Source organism: Paenalcaligenes sp. DL 463 (genome assembly GCF_057475185.1).
On the sequence record NZ_JBYBKX010000001.1, the window covers coordinates 766,473 to 787,990 of the forward strand.

19 protein-coding genes are annotated in these 21,518 nt (G+C 49.6%); 16 read left to right on the plus strand and 3 right to left on the minus strand.

Going from position 1 to position 21,518, the window contains the following annotated elements; genetic code table 11:
- Positions 1 to 141 precede the first annotated feature (141 nt).
- On the plus strand, positions 142 to 681 hold the full coding sequence (locus tag AC2UZI_RS03560) for a cytochrome b (RefSeq protein ID WP_486942447.1): 540 nt from the start codon (positions 142 to 144) through the stop codon (positions 679 to 681).
- Between the two features lie 52 nt (positions 682 to 733).
- Here the strand turns inward: AC2UZI_RS03560 and fdxA are convergent, their stop codons facing one another.
- Positions 734 to 1,066, minus strand: a complete 333-nt coding sequence (gene fdxA, locus AC2UZI_RS03565; protein WP_486942448.1) for a ferredoxin FdxA — start codon at positions 1,064 to 1,066, stop codon at positions 734 to 736.
- 379 nt (positions 1,067 to 1,445) lie between these two features.
- Here fdxA and AC2UZI_RS03570 point away from each other — a divergent pair, with 379 nt between their 5' ends.
- The 5 genes from AC2UZI_RS03570 to AC2UZI_RS03590 all read left to right on the plus strand — a co-directional run bounded on the left by AC2UZI_RS03570 (position 1,446) and on the right by AC2UZI_RS03590 (position 7,256).
- Positions 1,446 to 2,381 carry an ABC transporter substrate-binding protein gene (locus tag AC2UZI_RS03570; protein WP_486942449.1) on the plus strand — a complete coding sequence of 312 codons (936 nt, stop codon included), beginning with the start codon at positions 1,446 to 1,448 and terminating at the stop codon, positions 2,379 to 2,381.
- 235 nt (positions 2,382 to 2,616) lie between these two features.
- On the plus strand, positions 2,617 to 3,351 hold the full coding sequence (locus tag AC2UZI_RS03575; RefSeq protein ID WP_486942450.1) for an MORN repeat-containing protein: 735 nt from the start codon (positions 2,617 to 2,619) through the stop codon (positions 3,349 to 3,351).
- Positions 3,348 to 3,827: a low molecular weight protein-tyrosine-phosphatase gene (locus tag AC2UZI_RS03580; protein ID WP_486942451.1), complete on the plus strand. Its 480-nt coding sequence runs from the start codon at positions 3,348 to 3,350 to the stop codon at positions 3,825 to 3,827. Before AC2UZI_RS03575 ends, AC2UZI_RS03580 begins: the two co-directional genes overlap by 4 nt.
- Positions 3,828 to 3,829: 2 nt before the next feature.
- Entirely contained in the window at positions 3,830 to 4,969 is a 1,140-nt protein-coding gene (locus AC2UZI_RS03585; protein ID WP_486942452.1) for a polysaccharide biosynthesis/export family protein, read from the plus strand.
- Positions 4,970 to 5,042: 73 nt separating this feature from the next.
- The gene (locus AC2UZI_RS03590; protein WP_486942453.1) at positions 5,043 to 7,256 is read left to right on the plus strand and encodes a polysaccharide biosynthesis tyrosine autokinase; all 2,214 of its coding nucleotides are present in this window, start codon (positions 5,043 to 5,045) and stop codon (positions 7,254 to 7,256) included.
- 80 nt (positions 7,257 to 7,336) lie between these two features.
- On the opposite strand, the gene AC2UZI_RS03595 is transcribed toward AC2UZI_RS03590, so the two are convergent.
- Positions 7,337 to 8,419, minus strand: coding sequence for a TRAP transporter substrate-binding protein (locus AC2UZI_RS03595; RefSeq protein WP_486942454.1), 1,083 nt, complete (start codon positions 8,417 to 8,419; stop codon positions 7,337 to 7,339).
- Positions 8,420 to 8,506: 87 nt separating this feature from the next.
- Entirely contained in the window at positions 8,507 to 9,346 is an 840-nt protein-coding gene (locus AC2UZI_RS03600; protein WP_486942455.1) for a class II aldolase/adducin family protein, read from the minus strand.
- A 177-nt stretch (positions 9,347 to 9,523) separates the two neighbouring features.
- Between AC2UZI_RS03600 and AC2UZI_RS03605 the strand changes: the two genes are divergently transcribed.
- The 10 genes from AC2UZI_RS03605 to AC2UZI_RS03650 all read left to right on the plus strand — a co-directional run bounded on the left by AC2UZI_RS03605 (position 9,524) and on the right by AC2UZI_RS03650 (position 21,502).
- Positions 9,524 to 10,429 carry a LysR substrate-binding domain-containing protein gene (locus AC2UZI_RS03605; protein WP_486942456.1) on the plus strand — a complete coding sequence of 302 codons (906 nt, stop codon included), beginning with the start codon at positions 9,524 to 9,526 and terminating at the stop codon, positions 10,427 to 10,429.
- Between the two features lie 130 nt (positions 10,430 to 10,559).
- Positions 10,560 to 11,576, plus strand: a complete 1,017-nt coding sequence (gene ilvC / locus AC2UZI_RS03610; protein ID WP_486942457.1) for a ketol-acid reductoisomerase — start codon at positions 10,560 to 10,562, stop codon at positions 11,574 to 11,576.
- A 42-nt stretch (positions 11,577 to 11,618) separates the two neighbouring features.
- Positions 11,619 to 13,133, plus strand: coding sequence for a Rieske 2Fe-2S domain-containing protein (locus tag AC2UZI_RS03615; protein ID WP_486942458.1), 1,515 nt, complete (start codon positions 11,619 to 11,621; stop codon positions 13,131 to 13,133).
- A 73-nt stretch (positions 13,134 to 13,206) separates the two neighbouring features.
- Positions 13,207 to 14,220 carry a PDR/VanB family oxidoreductase gene (locus AC2UZI_RS03620; protein WP_486942459.1) on the plus strand — a complete coding sequence of 338 codons (1,014 nt, stop codon included), beginning with the start codon at positions 13,207 to 13,209 and terminating at the stop codon, positions 14,218 to 14,220.
- 62 nt (positions 14,221 to 14,282) lie between these two features.
- The gene (locus tag AC2UZI_RS03625) at positions 14,283 to 14,888 is read left to right on the plus strand and encodes a TRAP transporter small permease subunit (protein WP_486942460.1); all 606 of its coding nucleotides are present in this window, start codon (positions 14,283 to 14,285) and stop codon (positions 14,886 to 14,888) included.
- The gene (locus tag AC2UZI_RS03630; protein ID WP_486942461.1) at positions 14,888 to 16,633 is read left to right on the plus strand and encodes a TRAP transporter large permease; all 1,746 of its coding nucleotides are present in this window, start codon (positions 14,888 to 14,890) and stop codon (positions 16,631 to 16,633) included. The genes AC2UZI_RS03625 and AC2UZI_RS03630 overlap by 1 nt, the downstream gene beginning before the upstream one ends.
- Before the next feature lie 86 nt (positions 16,634 to 16,719).
- A complete protein-coding gene (locus tag AC2UZI_RS03635; protein ID WP_486942462.1) occupies positions 16,720 to 17,388 on the plus strand; it encodes a GntR family transcriptional regulator in 669 nt (222 codons plus the stop codon).
- A 120-nt stretch (positions 17,389 to 17,508) separates the two neighbouring features.
- Entirely contained in the window at positions 17,509 to 18,516 is a 1,008-nt protein-coding gene (locus AC2UZI_RS03640) for an acyltransferase (protein WP_486942463.1), read from the plus strand.
- Positions 18,517 to 18,538: 22 nt separating this feature from the next.
- Positions 18,539 to 18,952 carry a YbaN family protein gene (locus tag AC2UZI_RS03645; protein ID WP_486942464.1) on the plus strand — a complete coding sequence of 138 codons (414 nt, stop codon included), beginning with the start codon at positions 18,539 to 18,541 and terminating at the stop codon, positions 18,950 to 18,952.
- A gap of 156 nt (positions 18,953 to 19,108) precedes the next feature.
- On the plus strand, positions 19,109 to 21,502 hold the full coding sequence (locus tag AC2UZI_RS03650; protein WP_486942465.1) for a catalase: 2,394 nt from the start codon (positions 19,109 to 19,111) through the stop codon (positions 21,500 to 21,502).
- Positions 21,503 to 21,518: the final 16 nt, after the last annotated feature.

Here is a 21,518-nt window from a genome sequence, read left to right on the forward strand (position 1 = left end):
CCGCCTTAAAACAAGTGGGAAATTGATGTGTATATGACACACCACGCAACCTAATGGGTTTTAACTAGTCTATAAGACCTTTGCTAATCATAGTGCTACATTGCTAACGGTTTTAGTTTGTCTATTTTATAGGAAGTAATAATGTTGTCTTCTACGTTGAACGCGCCAATTACGGCCCAACGATACGATGGGGTGGCCCGGACCTTGCATTGGGCGATGGCGGTGGGTCTATTCTGCATGATGATTACGGCCCTTGTGCGTTTCTTTGCCGATGACACCCCACTGGCAGATGCCGTATGGCCTTGGCATCGCCCCGTAGGTTTTAGCTTATTTTTGTTGCTGTGGGTGCGTATGGGGTGGGCTTGGAAGCAGCGTAATGCTCACGCTCCATTAAGTTCAGCGGCAAAATGGGGGCATCGTTTTCTCTACCTGTTAATGTTGGCTGTACCCAGTATTGCTTTGTTAAGACAGTACGGTTCAGGCCGAGCTTTTGAGTATTTGGGTGTGACCGTGATGCAAGCCACGGACACCAAAATCGAATGGATGACCGCGCTGGGCGGGTTATTGCACGGCGAACTGGGTTGGCTGTTATTTGCCACGATTATCGGGCACATCGCCATGGTTATTTGGCACAAGCGAGATCCCAATACCAATGTTTTACCCAGAATGTGGGGGAAGTAGACGGTAGCGGCTAGGGGGCGTTAAAGCTTCAGTATCAACTTACGAACGTAAATTAATATTGTTCTAACAAATGCAGTTTGTCTTTGGTGTTTGCCCATGTTTCGTGATCACTAAGAGGCTCTTTGGTGGACGTGATTCGCGTCCACCTTGGGTCACGTGAAAGCTGACGATTAAGTTCTACGAAATGAGCTTGATCCGGCGCAATATCACTGGCCTCTACGATCGCGTTCACTGGGCACTCTCCGACGCAAATCGAACAGTCAATGCATTCATCTGGATCAATGACTAAAAAATTTGGGCCTTCGTAAAAACATTCCATCGGACACACGCTGACGCAGTCTGTGTACTTACAGGCAATACAACTCTCAGTGACGACAAAAGCCATGGTTCTCGTTTTCCATCTCTATTAGTAAGACAAATTAGGTGCTGGGGTTGGACGGTCAGTCGCCGCTTTAGTTCATATCGGTAAATGCATAGGACGCGGCAAGGGGCTGTGCACCATGAGCTTAAGCAATAAGGAAAACAGCAATGCTTGCGTTGAGCAAGGTGTGGCAGCCAAGAGGCTTAAGGTGAAGGGCAGACGACATAAGCGTTGACTGTAACGCTATTTTCTTGACTCAAATAGGGCTGAATTAGCGCATCACTGTTTTGATAAATGCAACAATGTGCTGAGCAACGGGTTTTGAGTCGTTGCAAGCTGCTGTATTACACCTAAAAGCATCTATAATGCGAATCTTTATCATTAACAATAAATAGAGGCTCTTGTGAAACACCACACCCGTTTAGTTAGTCTATGCGCCGCTCTGATGCTGGCATTGCCAGCAACGGCGCTTGAGCTTGTTCACAGTGAAGGGGTGGTTGACCTCCAGACTGTGCCGAATACCATCGCTACCTTTGATCTGGGCGTGCTGGACACGTTGCACAGCCTTGAGGTTGATGTAATAGGGGTGCCTAGATCAAACTATAAAGGGCGCTTGGCTGAGTTTAAAGACTCAACAGTGGTTGGAACATTGTTCGAGCCGGACTATGACGTACTTAATGAACTACAGCCAGAGCTAATTATTGCAGGGAGACGGTCTCAGCCCGCCATACCTCAGTTGCAAGATATTGCTCCTACCGTTGTATTTTTGACCGAACCTTTCGATTTTTTTGAAGGCTTTAAACGGGATAACTTAGCATTGGCTCGTGTTTTTTCGAAAGAAGAGCAAGCGGAACAGGCACTTAACGATATTGAAGATGATTTGCAAACGCTGCACGAGCAAAATCAGGACAAATCAGGGGCTTTCTTATTTGTCGTCAAAGACAACGTTATTGCGCATGTCCCAGGTGATCGTTTTGGTTACGCCTATGAATTAGCGGGCCTACGTTCTGTATTGCCCGCCCGGGATCTGAGTATTCCAGAGGCTCCTCGCCCTGAGGCGGGAACACCTGAAGCGCAAGTCGCAGCGCAAGCACGAGCAGCTGCGATTACGAGCGTCGCTCAAGCAGAACCTGATTGGTTTATTGTTCTCGATCGAGGTGCAGTGAATGGTGCTGAAAAAACAGCAGAGGCGACGTTAGCCGCACACCCTGAGCTTAGCCAAACTCAAGCATTTAAAGAAGGGCGGGTGGTGTATGTGGATCCCGACGCTTGGTACATTGTAGGAAGTGGGCTTCGAAATATGAAAGATATTACTGAGGCGTTGCTAGCGCAGATGTAAGTCCACCTGCACCAACATACACTTAAAAGTGTTAAAGCCTGTCATTTAACGTTAATACGTTACAAAATGACAGGCTTTTTTGTTTTATAAAAAATAGTTATATAACAACCATTTAAGATTTAAATCAAAATCAGAAACGTCTTGTTTGAGACATAATTGTATCTAGCTGGCTTGATAACGCGTTAGAAGGCGATGGTTTGCGCTCATTTGCTGACGTCTACGGAGAAGACAGGCCATGAGAATCGCTCATTTTGCGTTTCGGGCTCTAACGTTGATGTGGTGCGTTGCGGCGCCATCCAGCTCCGGCCCTGATTCCCATACGGTTGTGACGCGTCAAACAGCGGCTTGTGGCGTGGCCGACCCTGAATTGCAAGAGGCTTACCACGGGGGGTGTTTAGCCGGCTTGGCGCATGGGCAGGGTATAGCGCGAGGTAGGGATGGGGCCTTTTATCAAGGCAATTTTGTTAAGGGTACGAAGTCGGGGTATGGCGTCAAGCTTTACGCAAACGGCGATGCCTATGCCGGACATTGGCAAGCGGATTACCGTCACGGCCATGGTGTGTACGAGTTCGGTGAGCGCTCGGCGTGGCGTGGTGATAAATACATAGGTTTGTGGGAACGAGATCAGCGTCATGGCCGTGGAGCTTATTTGTTTTATCCCACAGGTGAATCCTTTATGGCCGACTGGGTAGAAGGGCAAACCGAGGCCTTTGCTTCGCCTATGTTGATCCGGCGCAAACGTACCTATGAGGCATTGCTACCTGTATTGGGGCAGGTTGGTCTACAGGTGTGTTCGACCCTAACTGATGGGGCGTCTGCTCAGCGCGTGGCTCATGGCCGAGTCGTAGCAGTAGAAGGAGAGCGAATCCACGTGCATGTTGAAACTCAAGCCGTTCTAGAAAATAGCAAAAAACTGGTTTTGAATCCGCGTTGGGACTTAATGACTGAATGGATGAGGTGTGCGCCATGACGATACAAACAACGAATATAGAACCTCTTTTGATGGTGGTTTGCACGGGGAACATTTGTCGTAGCCCTATGGCAGAGGCTGTACTACGACATCAGCTCGCCGAGCGAGACGTGGAAGCAGAAGTGGCGTCATGTGGGTTAGCGGCACCGATTGGCCGGACCCCCCACCCTTTTGCACTTCAAGTTAACGAGAGCCAAGGTATTCCTATTGCTTCTGATAAACGATCGATAGCGAGTGCATCGGCCGATTTGAAACGAGCCACCTTATTGTTGGTGATGGATCACCAGCACCGTTACGAAATCATGCAGCGCTACTCCTTTGCCAGTGGCAAAACGTTTCTGCTGGGGCACTGGGAAAACGAAGAAATTCCCGACCCTTTACACAGTCCTTTACACGCTTTTGAGCAGGTCTACAGACATTGCAGGCAGGGATGCTGTCTGCTTCATCTAACAGTCTTGTTAACTAGAGCTACGTAACTATGGCAGTGAATGTAAATACGATAATGGGGCGCTTAACGCTACTACTCGCCGCTCTGGCTATGTCAGGTTGTACGGGTATGTATTTAGGTGCGGTGGTCGATGACAATAAAAAGTTGCCCGAGCTAAGCGAAGCCGATGTGCAGGCGCGAGCTGACATCCACGCTATTACTCCAGAGACCGTGCATCAGTTGTACAGTGCCCAGCAAGCGCAGGCCGATATCAATCAGGCAAGGTTAGATGCTGCGCACCTCGCATCGGATCAAGAGCCTTATGTCTACAAGGTCGCCCCTCGAGATGTGTTGCTGGTTACGGTTTGGAACCATCCCGAACTTAACAATCCGTCAGGCCAACTCAGCACCGACTTAGCAGGGCGCACGGTAAGCGGTGACGGCTATTTCTTTTTTCCTTACGTCGGGCGGGTATTGGCGGCAGGGCGTACTACCACTGAGATACGCGCCGAGTTAGCGTCTGGCTTGTCGGTGTATTTAACCGAACCACAAGTGGACGTGTCAGTGTTGCAGTATCGGGGTAATAAGGCGTTTGTTGTGGGCAAGGTCGACAGCCCTGGGCCGGTCGCCATTACCGACGAACCTCTGTATGTCACCACGTTGATCACTAACGTAGGGGGACTAAAAACAGATGCTGATTTGTCAGGGGCCGTATTAAATCGTCAAGGGGTGCTACGTAACATTGACTTATATGCATTGTATTACAAAGGGGATCTTAGTCAGAATGTATTGCTGCAAGATGGCGATATTTTGAATATTCCCGAACGCAATCAAGACAAAGTCTTTGTGTTGGGCGAGGTGTTGCGACCTCATTCACGCCTGTTGCCTTGGGGGCGTTATACCTTGGCTGATGCCTTGGGTGATGCAGGGGGCTTAAATCAAGTTACCTCTCGGGCCAATCAAGTGTATGTGCTGCGCGAGGTCGATGTGGGCAGGCCGCAAATTTGGCACCTGAATGCCAGCAGCCCTGACTCGCTGATGCTAGCCGATAACTTCGTGCTTCAAGCGCGCGACGTGGTGTTTGTGGATGCAGCCGCGGTTACACGCTGGTCACGAGTCATTAATCAAATCTTGCCGACGGCGACCTCGTTATTGCAGGGCGCAAGTGTAAGCCACGACCTACGTAACTAACCAAGCTTTCGGCTTTTAGAACGAGTCGCCTTCGTGCGGCTCGACATCACGAACTACTGATAGTGAAAACGCTATGACGTCTGTCGATAAGACTATGCCTGCAAACGATGAACACGAAATTAGTTTGTCGGATTTGTTCAATACCCTGCTGCAAAATGTAGGAATTATTGCTACGACTTTTGTGGTGATCCTAACGCTTGGGCTAGCTTACGCTGTGTTGACACCTCCGGTTTACCAAACCGATGCTTTGATTCAGGTTGAGGACCAAGGAGGAGGTGTAGGCCTTGCGGGGCTTTCGCAGCTTTCTGAAGCCTTTGGTATGCAGCAGAGTTCAATAGCGGGCGAGATTGAAATCTTACGTTCCCGAGAAGTATTGCTAAAGGCGATAGAAAAAACGCGTGCAACCGAACATCTTGCCGTTGATAACCATTTCCCGCTAATTGGTGAGTGGGTAGCGCGTCGTTACGAGTCGAAGAATGTCGATCTGGCGAAACCGTTTTGGGGCTTAAGTGGTTTTGCGTGGGGCGGTGAACGGCTTGAACTGGGCGAGTTAAACGTACCGCGTGGGACATACTATCTTGAGCTTAAGGATCAGGGTTTCGTCTTTAAAAATGATGATGGAAAAACGTTAATTGAAAGCGATCAAATTGGACAGCGACTACGATTCAACGTGTTGGGTCAAGAGGCATCATTAGCCATTCAGTCGGTGGTGGGGCGGCAAGGAACACGTTTTAAAATAGAACGGCGTTCGATGATTGAAACCTTTGAAAGCTTAAGGCAAAACTTACAGGTGGCCGAGGCGGGTGCACAAAGTCGCGTTATACGATTGAAGCTAGATAGCCAAGACAGACAGTTTGCAGTCGAGTTTGTGAATGCTGTGGCCAGCGCCTATCTACAGCAGAACGTTGAACGTCGCAGTGCCGAGGCGCGTAGTAGTCTCGCCTTCCTTGAAGAGCAACTGCCTCAGTTGCGAGACAACGTAGAGCAAAAAGAGGAAGAGCTAAGTCAGTTTCGGTCTTCTAGCGGTACGATTAGCATTCCCGAAGAAACTCAGGGGCTGTTACGGCAATCGGTTGAGTTAGAGAATAAGCGCTTAGAACTGCAATTAAAGCGTGACGAACTTCGCCAACGCTATAAGCCAGAGCACCCGACATTACGGGCCCTTAGCCAGCAATTATCGGCAATTAGCAATGCAAGCACTCAACTGGGAGGCGACATTGATAAGTTACCTCAAGCGCAGCGCGATTTGTTACGTCTAGAGCGTGATACGCAAGTCAATACGCAGCTTTATATCTCCTTGTTAAATAGTGCGCAAGAGTTGCGTGTGGCAGAGGCCGGCACCATCGGTACGGTGCGCATCATTGACTTTGCTGTGCTTCCTGAAAGGCCAATCAAACCGAAGCGCTCATTAATTGTGGCGGTGGCAGCTTTACTTGGCCTGATGCTGGGTGTAATGGCGGCGCTATTGCGTAGCTTCTTGCGGCCAGCTGTACAACGTGCAGAGCAAATTGAACAGCAAACGGGGTTAAGCACGTATGTCAGCGTACCCGAGTCCGAAGTACAAAAAAGTTTTCGTATTGCACAGCTGGGGCGTAAGCGTAAAGATATTCGTCAGTTATTGGCGTTTGAAAACTCGGATGATCCGTCTATCGAAAGCTTGCGTTCGTTACGTACGGGCTTGAAGTTTGCCATGATGGGCACCGAAGGAAAAACACTAGCGATAACGGGGGCGACATCCGGCGTTGGGAAAAGCTTCATTTCCTCAAATTTAGCGGCGGTTTTAGCCTCAAACGAGCAGAAAGTGGTTCTGATCGATACGGATTTACGCCGTAGTCGTCTAAATGAATATTTTGGCTACGATCGCAAACGTGCAGGGTTGTCCGATGTGCTGTTAGGACAAAAAGCCTTATCTGAGGTGCTGGTTGCGATTAACGAACACTTATACGTGCTGCCAGCAGGGACAACGTCGCCGAACCCGGGTGAATTGATGTTAAGCCCGGCATTGGCGCAAACGCTTGAGCAGTTAAAAGCCGATTTTGATTTGGTGATTGCGGATACCGCTCCGCTGTTGCCTGTTGCGGATACGCTGGCTTTGATGCAGCACATGTCTGTCAGCTTGATGGTGGCGAGGGCAGAGCACAGTACCGTTGCGGAAGTACGTGATTCCTTAGCCAAGCTTCGTACCGCTGGGGTCGATGGTGCTATGAAAGGGGTGATCTTTAATGGTGTACGTCGTTACCGCTTAGGTCATGGCTCGTCGTATCGTTATTATTACTCATATAAGTGATGACACGACGTATAACGATTGTTAACGGTTAACGCGAATGCATACCTACACCCCTAAATAGGGTGTAGGTATGTTTGCACTTACAGTTGTACTGACTGCATGTATTGGTCAAAACGAGCTTCGGCAAAGCGGAACCACAATACGGAGTCTTTTTGGAAGGCGCGATAATCGCTAAAGATTTTGCGCCATGTGGGGTTGCTCTCATTTAGTTCAGCATACAGCTCTTGGCTGGCTTTAAACGAAGCATCCAACACTTCTTTAGAGAATGGCAGTATTTTGGCCCCATGCCCCACTAACTCTTTTAGGGCGGCAGGGTTACCGGCATCGTACTTGGCTTGCATGTCTAAATGTGCATAGGTACTGGCGGCAGAAACAATGTCTTTGTAATGCTGCGAGAGCGAGTCGTAGGCTTTCTTGTTTACCAACAAATCTAAGCCTACAGAACCTTCCCACCAGCCTGGGTAGTAGTAGTACGGGGCGACCTTGTAAAAACCTAAACGTAGGTCGTCGTAAGGTCCGACCCACTCGGCGGCGTCAATGACGCCGCGCTCAAGGGCTTGGTACACCTCGCCACCGGCAATGTTTTGTGGAATACCGCCTAGTTTTTCAACCACGCGACCTGGCAGGCCGCCGATACGGATTTTTAGGCCGCGAATGTCGTCAACGGTATTGATTTCTTTACGGAACCAACCACCCATTTGCACACCGCTGTTTCCACAGGGGAAGTTAACGATGTTGTGTCCGGCGTAGAACTCGCGGGTTAGCTCCAGGCCATTACCGTGGTACATCCAAGCGGTAAGTTGGCGAGAGTTCATGCCAAAGGGGATGGCACAGCTTAATGCAAAGGTGGGATCTTTACCATAAAAGTAATAGGGAGCGGTGTGTGCGGCTTCCACTGAGTTTTGTTCTAGGGCATCGACTACGCCCATAGCAGGCATTAGCTCACCTCCGGCGTGAACGGAAATATTGAATTTTCCATCACTGAGCTCGCGGACCTTCTCGGCAAAAACTTCACCGCCACCATAGATAGTGTCTAAGTTGCGGGGGAAGCTCGAAGCCAAGCGCCAACGTATATTTTCTTGGGCATTGACAATAGCGGGGGCTGCCCCAGCAGCCAAAATGCCAGCAAGTCCTGTTAGTTTTAATACTGAACGACGTTCCACGGTGATGTCTCCTGTTTTTTTACTATTTCATAATAATTCAGCGATCTGGAGTCGTATAAAACCAGATCGCTTCACTACCTACCGAGGTTAATCAAACATATCAGGCTGGGTTTTTACTAGGTTTTCCCAAATAGCCTGGAAATGCAACCAACCGATGTATTCGCTCCCTACGTGTTCACGGCTGTAGCGGGCGCGTTCAGGCGTGACGAGCGTAGGTGTAATGCCCGTTGCCGAAATCATAAGTTGTTGCTGACAGCAGCGCTCAAGCGCAATAAACCAGAATGCAGCGGCTTCAATGCTGTGGCGACTTGCGGTTAATAAACCATGGTTCTGATGAATCGCCGCTTTAACACCAGCGAAAGCATCGGCGACTTTATGGCCTGCTTTGGCTTCTACCGCGACTTGACCGGCTTCTTCACGAATGACGACGTGGTCTTCGAAGAATGCAGCCGCATCTTGCGTAATGGGCAGAATTTCTTGGCCTAATGAGGCAAATGCTGTGCCATACACGGTATGAGCGTGACACATCGCAACGATGTCTGGATGGGCTTCGTGCACGGCGGCGTGTAGCACAAAACCAGCGCGGTTAATGGCGTAGTCGCCTTCTACTACCGTACCTTCGTGGTCGGCAAGAATCAGGTTTGATACTTTGACATCCGCAAAGTGGACGGCCATTGGGTTTGTCCAATATAGACCGGGGTGCTCTGGGTCACGAATTGTTAGGTGACCTGCAAAACCATAATCTAAACCATGTAGAGCAAACGCACGGCAAGCTGCAACTAGGCGCTCTTTAAGATGCTGGCGTTCTGCCTCAACCGAGTCAAAAGTGGGTTCTTGGGGGTAAATCAAGCCTTCTTGTTCAGGCTGATATATTGATTTGCGGCCAGTTAAGGCAAGCATTTCGTTGATATCGATGTTGGCATTCATGGGACATTTCCTATGAGTATGAGTAATATGGGCTGTACTGCTTAGCTAGGTTGTACAGAGGACAATGACGAGCTTAAGTGGCAGGTACACAAAATAATGGTAGGCAAGTTAAATGGTGAATGACAAACGATTGTTTTTCATCTATAAGTTAAAAATATTCATCTATGTGTAAAAGTCATGCGATCACTACCCAACTTCGCCTGGTTAAAAGCCTTTGAGGCCGCGGCAAGATTAGAGAGTTTTAGCCTTGCTGCTGACGAGCTTCATCTCACGCCGTCTGCCATTAGCCATCAAGTTAAAAATCTCGAACAGCATTTCGGGAAGGTCTTATTCGAGCGTCATAATCGTCGAGTGAGTTTGAATACGACAGGTCAGGCTTTTTATCGTGAGTTGTTGCCCATGCTAGAAGGCTTAGCGCAACTGTGTAGCGAAACACAGGGCGCACCGGTACAAACGAATTCACTCACCTTGCAGTGTGCGCCAAGCCTTGCTGTCAAATGGCTGGGTCCACGTTTAAGCCAATTTATGCACGCCAACCCTTCATTGGCGATCCATTTACGCACTGATGCCGTAGCGCCTGATCTACGGCAAGCCACGGATGTGGACTGTGTGATTAGTTATGGCTACGCACCGACCGACGATCCTTATGTGGTCGTCGAGGCCTTAGAATCCGAACCTTTGGTGCCGTTGTGCTCCCCCCAACTCTATTCGCGTCTGGCATTGAATCAGGCCTGGTATATGCATTTACCGCTGATCGACTCCACAGTTAGTCCGGTTACATGGGCGCATTGGTTTGGTAGCAAAGGTATGGCGGCACCATTAGGGCCTCGTTTATCGTTTGACCGCGGAGCAATGGCGGTTGCCGCGGCCGTTGATGAGTTGGGCGTTGCGTTAGAGACGGTGCGCTTTGCTGAGAAAGAAATTGAGTCTCAGCGGCTGATTGTGCTTCCTGCACCGGATCAACAGGTGATGAGACGAGAAATGCATTTCTTCTATTATCGTAATAATCTCGATACGATCCGACGCATAGAAAAGCTTCGCGCTTGGCTGCTGCGCGAGGCAAAATTCTCGTTGTCGGTCTAACCATTTCCTTGTCCTTTTTTGCATTCTAGGGGTTTCCCCGAAATCTGGGATTTCTCCTTGACTTTGCCTTTACACAAGCCTGATACTGAACTCTGTATACAGAACACGGAATTCTATTTGGGAGTGGTCGATGCAAGTTTTTTATGACAAAGATGGTGACGCGGGGTTAATCAAGCAACGTAAAGTCGCCATTATTGGTTATGGCTCTCAGGGGCATGCTCATGCGCTTAACCTGCGAGATTCAGGCGTAGATGTGGTGGTGGGTTTGCGTGCGCAGAGTGCATCGCGTCAAAAAGCAGCCGCTGCCGGTCTACGTGTACAGGACATTGAAACAGCGGTAGCGCAGGCTGACATCATCATGCTTTTACTGCCGGATGAGGACATAGCCGCTGTGTACAACGAATACGTGGAAACGCATGCTCGCCAAGGTGCAACGCTTGGTTTTGCGCATGGCTTCAATATTCATTACGGACAAATTGTGCCTCGCGCTGACTTAGACGTCGTGATGGTGGCGCCAAAGGCTCCTGGTCATACCGTTCGCTCTACGTACGCTGAAGGCGGTGGTGTCCCCCATTTGATCGCGATCCACGCTGATCACTCGGGTCAGGCTCGCGACATTGCTTTGTCTTACGCTATTGCAAATGGCGGTGGACGCTCGGGCATTATTGAGACTGACTTCCGCGAAGAAACCGAAACGGACTTGTTCGGTGAGCAAGCGGTGTTATGCGGCGGCATGGTTGAGTTAGTGAAATGTGGCTTCGACACCCTTGTTGAAAACGGCTATTCAGAAGAGATGGCTTATTTCGAATGCCTGCACGAGCTCAAGCTGATTGTGGACCTCATGTATGAGGGCGGTATTTCGAATTTGAACTACAGCATTTCCAATAATGCTGAGTTTGGTGAATACGTTGCGGGCCCACGCATCGTTACGAAGGAAACACGCAAAGTGATGCAAGACATCTTGCAGGATATTCAAGATGGCACCTACGCAAAGCAATTCATTCTGGAGAGTCAGGCCAAGCAGCCAGCTTTGCAGGCGAATCGCCGTTTAACAGCACGACACGGCATTGAAACGGTGGGCGAGAAGTTACGGGCAATGATGCCTTGGATTAACGAAAAAGCACTGGTTGATCGCAAAGTGGCTTAAGCCCACGGCGACGCTTGAACTTACTATCTGAGAAGAGAGGATATGATGGTTGGAATCGAAAAGAAAATGAAGCCTTACGGCGGTTATCACAGCAACAACGTACCGTCGCACGACGCCGAGTTAACGGAAGTGGGGCCAGGTACCCCATTGGGTGAGTACATGCGCCGTTTCTGGCATCCTGTGTGCATGTCGTTAGAGTTAACTGACACCCCCCGTTTTCTAAAGATTTTGGGTGAAGAGCTCGTTGCTTTCCGCGATAAAAGCGGTCGAGTTGGTGTGCTACATGCGCATTGTGTGCACCGCGGCGCTTCTCTGGAATACGGTGCCATTCAAGAGCGCGGCATTATGTGTTGCTATCACGGCATGGTGTTTGATGTAGACGGTACCTGTCTACACGTGCCTTATCCTAAAGGTGAAGAGGCGGAAGGTGAGAAGTATGCAGCGTCCATTCAACAGGGTGCTTACAAAGCGTTCGAGCGCCATGGTTTGATATTTGCCTACATGGGCCCCCCCGAGGACGAGCCGCCGTTTCCTGAGTGGGAAGAAAACTTTACTGTGCTTCCTACCGACGAGCTGGTGCCCTTCAGTAACTTCCAGCATTGCAACTGGTTGCAAGTACAAGATAACGCTGCCGATAACTTCCACCCTACAGCGCTGCATGCAGCAAAGAACGTTGTCGATGGTAACTATCAGGGTACAACCTTCGATGAAGTGGGTGCTGCCTCGATGGAAGTGGCTCCTGATATGCAGTTTATTCCTGTTCATGGTGGCCGAAGCTTGGCGTGTGCGGGCGCACGTCGTGCAAGTAAAGATAATTTGTTTATCCGTGTGCAGCATCAGGTATTACCAAACCTGAGTTTGCATGCGTACACCTCTGAAGATGGTTCTAACGCTAAGCACTTTAGCCGTTTCCATATTATTCGCTGGACTGTACCGGTGGATGATGTGAACAGCAAAATGATTGGCTGGAGAGTGATGGGCCCCGGTATTGATACACGAGGTGTGGGCAACAAAGAAATGGTGGGCTACGAAACGATCGACTTCTTGGAAGGCCAAGTTGCAATGCGTCGTCCAGAGCGTTTCGGTGATTACAAACTTGAAGACTTGCCACCGATTCCTGACGATCACCGTGCACGCCACAACTACAAAGAGTGTCAGTACGCACCGGGTGATTACGAAGCTATTATTAGCCAGCGTCCGATCGCCGTTCATGCCTTAGAGAACCCCACAAAGTTTGATGCGGGTGTTTACATGTTCCGTAAATTGCTGCGTGACGCCGTACGCGGTACGAATAAAGCGGCAACACCTGAAGGCTTTGCTGAGTGGTTAAAAGAGCATGGTGGTGCACCCAATAGTTACTGCTCCGGTAACGTGCTTTCCATACCAGTGGCTGATGATGTCGAGCTAGAAGTTAGCCGTCGACGCCACGCAACACGTGAAATTGTGCGAATTCTTACGGCCGCCGATGCGTTGCGGGGTAAAGAGCGTGAAGATTTCGTGAAGGAAAGTATGCAAGAGCTGCAGCAGTCCTTAAGTGAAGTGGTAGCAGCGTCCTGATAAAGACAGGGAAGGGAGCGGATCGGCCTTCGGGCGATTCGCTTCCATATATAGCTAGACAGGAGAGCAGTAAATGAATGCGATTGCAGAGCAGGTTCGCCCTACGGAAGTAATTGACAATACTTCTGGCTTATTACACCTTGTGTTGCGCCAGATTCGATATGAGGCAAAGGGCATTAACTCGTACGAGTTTGTGAGCCCCGATGGACGTGATTTACCGGCTTTTACTGCAGGTGCGCATATTGATGTACATATTGAGCCTGGCTTAATACGTCAATACTCGTTATGCAATGACCCACGTGAACGTCATCGTTACGTGATTGCGGTATTGAATGACCCACAGGGCCGTGGTGGCTCGAAGCGCTTACATGAGCTTTTCAGAGTCCAAGAAACCATTACGCTAAGCGTGCCTCGTAATCACTTTGAGCTGGGCGCCGATGCCAAGCGCGCCATCCTCATCGCAGGCGGTATTGGTATCACGCCATTAAAGGCAATGGCTCATACCTTAGAGCAAGCAGGCACTTCTTTTGAATTGCATTACTGTACCCGTACGCCCGAAACGGCAGCATTTCAGGAGGATATGCAGGCGTGGCGCGACAGTGGAAAGCTTAGACTGCATTTGGACCACGGAAATCCAGAGAATGGTTTGTGCTTAAAAACATTGCTCGCCGAGGTGGGTGAGCAAACACACGTGTATTACTGCGGACCGCAAGGCTTCATGCAAGCCTGTGGGCAGGCGGCCGAGCATTGGCCTGATGGCACTGTGCGATGTGAGCACTTTAAAGCTCCGGTTCCTGCGGATTCTGCCGAGACAGGGTTAGAAAATGGTGCCTTTGTGGCTCAAATTGCCAGCACGGGTCAAAAGGTACGTGTTGAAGCCCATCAGGCTCTAACCGATGCATTGGCCGAGGCCGGCGTCGTGATACCCACATCATGTGTCTCCGGTTTATGTGGAACTTGCCAAGTTGGCTATCTTTCAGGTGAGGTGGATCACCAAGACTATATTTTAAGTCCTGATGAGCAAAGCCGATGCCTGACCGCGTGCGTATCTAGAGCAAAAAGCGAATTACTTGTTTTGGATTTGTAATGTAAAAAAGATAGGCTGATCAGTGCAGTCCATACCCACAATAATAGAGATGGAGACAAAAAATGATTGCCCTAAAACTTATGGTGGGAGGGGTTGATCGCCTGAACCGCTACATTGGGTTTGTGATCAAGTGGCTGCTGTTGGTGGCCACGTTGCTAAGCGCAGGAAACGCAATAACGCGTAAAGCCTTTGATATCAGTTCAAATGGCATGTTAGAAGCACAGTGGTATTTGTATTCGGCTGTGTTTCTACTCGGTGGAGCCTACTGCTTCCAAAAAAACGGTCACGTTCGTATTGACTTCATCTCGAGTCGGCTAGGCCCTAAAGGTCGTAATATCGTCGACCTTTTTGGCATTGGCTTTATCTTAATTCCCTTCTGTATTTTCATGATCTCGCTGAGCTGGGGCTTTTTTGCCAGCGCGTGGGCGACCAATGAAATGTCCAGCAATGCTGGCGGCTTAATCCGCTGGCCCGCCTATTTTCTGATACCTGCCGGCTTCTTCTTGTTGTTAATACAAGGAACCGCTGAATTGATTAAAAGAATGTTGTTTTTAGCCGGGAAGTTAGAGGATTCGATTTCGGATGAGGACGAAGGGGGGACGCCGATTCAGGTACCTCAGTTAGCCGAGCAGCTACTGACCGCCCACCACCATGGGAGAGATAAATAATGCTGACGGGTCTACTTGTGGACAACTTTGTCCCAATTATGTTTTGCTGTCTTATTGTCATTCTGTTGACAGGGTTCCCTGTCGCTTTTGGCCTTGCAGCAACGGGTTTGATTTTCGGTGTATTAGGAATTTCCTTAGACCTATTCCCCACTAACCTATTCCAAATTCTGCCCCTTAGAATTTTCGGAATCATGCAGAATGAAACCTTACTGGCCATTCCATTCTTTACCCTGATGGGTATTGTTCTGGAACGTTCTGGTATGGCTGAGGACCTGCTCGACACCATGGGGCAGTTGTTTGGCACCTTGAACGGTGGTTTGGCGATTTCTGTGATTTTGGTAGGGGCGTTGCTTGCCGCATCGACGGGGGTTACCTCAGCCGTTGTGATTTCGATGGGTCTCATCTCATTGCCCGTCATGTTGCGTTACGGCTATAGCCGAGAAGTGGCTTCGGGTGTAATTACCGCTTCGGGTGCGATGGTGCAGGCTTTGCCGCCGTCATTGGTGTTAATTATCATGGCGGATCAGTTAGGGCGTTCGGTAGGCGATATGTATGCAGCGGCAATCCGTCCGGGCTTACTGCTTATTTTGATCTATGTCGTGTTTATCGTGATTTTGGCGATTGTAAGCCCGTCTAAGGTACCTGCGCTGCCAGAGCATGCACGTATTAAAAGCACCCCCCAAGGAAATAGTGGACGTCGTTCGCTCGGCATGTTGGTGCTTTTGTGCACAATGATTGGCTTGTTATGGGCAGGGTTGCATAACGAAGTTATGGCTCAAATGTTTAGCAAGCCGTCCAGTGCACCGACAGACCAAATCGCTATCACATCGTTGGTGGTGGCATCGCTAAGTGCCTTAAGTTTTGCCTGTATTAATCGCATAACGGGGTGGGGGCTTTTGTCCCAGCTGGCTGAGCGTTTTGTTTTTGCGCTGATTCCGCCGGTGATTCTCATTTTCTTGGTGTTAGGAACCATTTTCATGGGGATCGCGACGCCTACAGAAGGGGGGGCGATGGGCGCGGTAGGGGCATTGGTGCTCGCGATGATACGACGACGCTTATCGTGGTCGTTGTTGAGTCAAGCCTTAGAGAACACTGCAAAACTTGCTATTTTTGTGATGTTTATCTTGATAGGGTCCACCGTATTTAGCTTCACATTCAGTGCGGCCGATGGGCATATTTGGGTAGAAAGCTTGTTTGATGCCATCCCAGGTGGTGAGTTGGGCTTTATAATTGTGGTGTGTCTAATCATCTTCGTGTTAGGCATGTTCCTCGATTTCTTTGAAATTGCCTTTATTGTCATACCGCTGCTAATACCGGTAGCGAACAGTTTGGGTATTGATCTGATCTGGTTTGGAATAGTCATTGCACTTGTACTGCAGACGTCATTCCTAACACCGCCCTTTGGTTTTGCGCTGCTGTATCTACGTAGTGTCGCGCCAAGGAATGATTACGTTGATCCTGTTAGCAAAGAAACCATATCAGGGGTTAAGACGAAACAAATCTGGAAGGGTTCAGCCTACTTTGTGGCTTTGCAGTTAATTGTCGTCGCCATTGTTGTGGCTTATCCTCAGCTTGTTACAGGAGGATTAACCAAAGGTACTGTACTCAGCGACGAAGAGATTATGATGCAGTTAGAAGGTCTTGGTGGATCAAGCCCATCGTTTGATGACGGCTTACAGAATCCTTTTGAACAAGAGGCCGCTAATGCTAACGATCCCATGGCCGCGTTAATGAACAGTTTTTAATGTTGTGTTTTTGTTAAGTTGTCTCGGGCCTGCAAGCCATGCGGTTTGCAGGCCATAGAGCTTTTTTGTTGTGGAGTATGTTGCTCATGCGTCCCAAACTTGCGGGTAAATTGCAAGCTCGTCCCAATTATGTGGATGAGGTTTATCGTATTTTATTAGATGCGATCAGTGATGGCTCGTTAGCCCCCGGTAGTCGAGTAACTCAAGAAGACATCGCGGAACAATTGAATGTGTCGCGCTCTCCTGTGCTTCAAGCGATACAGCTACTAAAAAAAGATGGTCTATTACAAGACGCCGAGGGTAGGGGGGTGATGGTCGCGGCTTTAGACATCGCTCAAATTGGGCATTTGTACGAAGTGCGCGGAGCGCTTGAGGCCTTAGCGACGCGTCTTGCCGCCGAGCGTCAAGCGGTTATTGATCCCATGCTAATTAGTATGGGCCGTAAAGTCGCCCGCTCAAGCGATGTTCGTGCCATGATTGAAGCGGACGAAGCCTTTCATAAAGCGATTTACGAGGCCTCGGGCAACCCCTTAATCACGGTGTCATCGGAAGTGCACTGGGCGCACCTCCGGCGTGTGATGGGGGCTGTGCTGCAATCAGCAGAGCAGCGCTTATTTATCTGGGACGAGCATGAAAGGCTGGCGGCGGCGATTGCGTCGGGAGACGTACGGGCGGCAGTGGATATTTCCGATGAGCACATGCGTAACGCACGCCAAAAGCTTTTGGCTCGGTTGGAAGAAATTTTAGAATGTTAAGTTCGATTTAGTGTTGAGCCGCTAACGTTAAAGACCTCGTTCGAGGTCTTTTTTCATTATGCGGTAGTATGTGGAGAAGCGTAATACCGCACTCACACTTATTTCCCGTAAATCTAAAGCATGGTTCCCAGCCCTATCGACTACAGTAACTTAGATGCGGCTCGATGGATGGCTGCTTTAGCTGTGGTGGTGCTGCATTGCGCCGCTGTGCCAATAACTGGTGGTATTGATTATGGTTCGGGCGATTGGCAATGGGCCAATTTATACGATGCGGCTACCCGTTGGTGCGTACCCGTATTTGTCATGATCAGTGGCGCATTACTACTCGACCCAGATAAAACGCAACGTCTTAGTCATTTCTACCGACGACGTGCGGGACGTATTGTGCCTGCCACGTTGTTTTGGTCGTTGTTCTATTTGTTGTGGAGTGCGCTCACGGCCTATTTTCAAGGCGTGCCCTTAGCTTCGATCGATTGGGTTGCTAACGCCATCAGTGGCGAGCCTTATTACCATTTATGGTACTTGTACATGTTAATAGGGCTTTATGTAATCACCCCTTTTTTACGCTGGATTTACCGTAAAATCACACCCCGGCAACGAGTTATTACGCTATGCGTGCTGTTTGCCTTGGCCATGCTGCAAAGCGTGTACCGCGAGTATCAGGGCAATGGTTACGGTTTTTTCTTATTGTGGTGCTTGCCTTATATCAGCTATTTTTGGGCGGGACGTATGTTGGTAGAGCGACAATTTCGATTGCCGCAAGCGGGTTTACTTCTGGGTATCAGCATTTTTGGAACGGCACTGGGCACGCAGGTATTATCCAGCTCTACAACGTTGAATCTTTACTTTTATGACAATTTCAGCGTTACTGTGCCGTTTATGTCTTTAGCCGTGTTTCAGCTTATTCTAAGTACTCGTTGGCTGCCTCGGTTTGAAAATGTAGCTCCCTACACTTTTGGTATTTATTTGCTGCATCCTTTCTTTTTAGATTTGGTGACCTACAGTGGTTTATACGGTTCAGGGGCGATGGTTTGGCAAATACCGACGTTTGCGCTGGGCATTTTCTCTCTCTCGTTGGGAGCGAGCTGGTTGCTTCGTCGCATGCCGGGCGGTACAACCTTAAGTTAATGCGCTAACAACGGGTACGGTTATGACAATCCCTTCGCCATCCTCTTCGACGGTCAAACCAGCCAAAATAAAAGCGGTGCGGATGTTATGGCTGTTGGTGGCCGTGTTGAGCATGGTTTTAGCCTTTATTGGCGCGATTTTGCCAGGCTTACCGACCACCGTATTTGTGTTGATTTCAGCCTGGGCAGCGTCACGCAGTTCCCCTCGTTTTCATCAATGGTTATATCGCCACCCATGGTTTGGGCCGTCGTTGCAGCGCTGGGAGCAAGGGCGACTGGTTAGCCGTCGAGGTAAATGGGCTGCTTTATTTAGCATGAGTCTAAGCGCCGCCTTACTGCTTTGGCTGGATACGCCGCGTTGGCTAGCGGCGTTTGCAATCATCTGTATGTTGTGTGTGCTGCTTTGGCTATGGTCGCGCCCTGAGCCGACCGACTAACGGTTTCTGTCCCTTACTAACGCTTTCTTTCTAGCATGATTTTTCTCGTTGAGAAAAGGTAGCATGACTCTTGAAGCTTAGGCGCTTCATTGGCTATTTGGTTTTTCTGAGCCATTACGTTTGATGTTTTAACCTCAACGCGAAAAGGAACCCATCATGGCAACACGAAAGAGTCAGCAGGAGTCAACGCCAAAACAGACCGCTGTGGATACGGCTTATTTCAATAGTGATAGCGGCCCAGCGACGCCGCCCGATAGTCATGCCACCCACCCCGCATTAAAGAAAGCTCGCGCGGTAGCGGACATGGTGACGAGTTTGCCTGAAAATACGAATAAGCCGGCCGAGTACGGACCTTCATCAGCAAGCCCACCGGCTGGTTTGAGTGCGGCGCCCAGCGACGAAGCCGCTACAGGAAGCACCTTGTCTGAGCAGAATGCGACACCGAAGACGGGAGCGAAGGCGACGACGGGAGTGAACGCTGTGGGCGGAGAGCTTGACCGTGTGCGAGCAGACAGTGCAGATCAGCAAATGACGACGAATCAGGGCGTACCTGTCGCCGATAATCAGAATTCGTTGAAAGCGGGTCTACGCGGACCCGCGTTATTAAAAGATTTTATTCTGCGAGAAAAGCTGACGCATTTTGATCATGAGCGTATTCCAGAGCGAGTTGTTCATGCTCGGGGTTCTGCCGCTCATGGCTATTTTGAGAGTTACGAGGCGTTGCCAGATTTGACCTGTGCAACCTTATTTGCAGAAGCGGGTAAACGCACCCCTGTTTTTGTACGTTTTTCTACCGTTGCGGGTGAACGAGGCTCTAAAGACACCGCTCGGGATGTACGTGGCTTCGCCGTGAAATTCTATACTGATCAAGGTAACTGGGATCTGGTTGGTAACAACATCCCTGTTTTCTTTATTCAGGATGCCATGAAGTTTCCTGATCTTGTGCATGCTGTTAAGCCAGAACCCCACCATGGTATGCCACAGGCCGCATCGGCTCATGACACTTTTTGGGACTTCATCTCGTTAATGCCCGAATCCATCCATACGGTGATGTGGCAGATGTCTGGGCGAGCCATACCTCGAAGTTATCGCATGATGCAAGGTTTTGGTGTGCATACTTTTAGATTCGTGAACGCCGAAGGGGCATCCAAGTTTGTTAAATTTCATTGGACGCCTAAATTGGGTACGCACGCACACGTTTGGGATGAGGCAGTAAAAATTTCAGGTGCTGACCCCGACTACCATCGCAGGGACTTATGGGAAGCCATTGATGCTGGGGAATACCCAGAGTGGGAACTGGGCGTACAAATCTTTGATGAAACGCAGGCTGAAGGTTTCAGCTTTGATATTTTAGACTCCACAAAAATCATCCCTGAAGAGTTGGTGCCAGTAACACCAATAGGGCGTATGGTGCTGAATCGTAATCCGGACAACTTTTTTGCCGAAACCGAGCAAGTGGCGTTTTGTACGGCGCATGTGGTGCCAGGTATCGACTTCACGAACGATCCTTTACTGGCTGGACGTATACATTCGTATGTGGATACGCAGCTTTCTCGATTGGGTGGTCCTAACTTTCATGAGATCCCCATTAATGCCCCCTTGGCCGCTGTGCACAATAATCAGCGTGATGGGATGCATCGACAAACGATTCATCGTGGGGGCGTGTCGTACGAGCCTAACTCCTTAGCCGGAGGGTGTCCTTTTCAAGCGGGGGGTAGCGGTTATCTTCCTTTCCCTGAACCCGTATCAGACGTTGAGTTACGAGGAAAACCTGAGAAATTTGCTGAACATTACAATCAAGCTACGCTTTTTTTTGAAAGTCAGGCCGAGCACGAAAAGCGCCATATTACTGACGCGTTCTCGTTTGAGCTGAGTAAAGTAACAGTGGCAGCCATCCGGCAACGTATGGTCGCGATGTTACGTAACGTATCGGAAGACTTAGCCCAAGATGTTGCCAAGAATCTGGGAATGCCCTCCTTGCCCGAGCCCTTGGCTAAAGCGAACCCTAGCGACGTTAAGCCTGAGCTGACTCAATCTAAGTTTTTGTCGTTGTTAGCCCATCCGAGTGAGGAAGGTATACGCACGCGTAAGGTTGCTGTGCTGGTTGAAGAAGGGGTGAATGCGGAAACGGTGAGCGCTGTGGCGAAGGCATTGATGACACAAGGGGCAGTGGTAAGGCTTGTGGGCCCACGTGTGGGTTTGTTTTCGACAGCAGCTGGCGAAGCGCTTGATGCGGATGCATCGTTTGAGAACAGTCCTTCGGTCTTGTTTGATGCCGTGGTCGTGCCCGATGGCGACACCGCTGTGGACGCGTTTTGCGGTAATGGATTGGCCTTGGAGTACGTGCGCGATGCCTTTCGCCACAGCAAACCGTTACTGACGATCGGCGCAGGTGTTCGCTTAATTCAGCAAGCAGACATACCAGAGAACGCAGACGATAAAGGCTTGTTATTAGCGAAACAAGCAGGCGATGGCGACATGGCAGCCTTTATTAAGGCGATAGCCCAACATCGTCATTTTGAGCGCGAGACAAAACCGCCTGTGGTTTGATCCTGAAAAGCGGAAC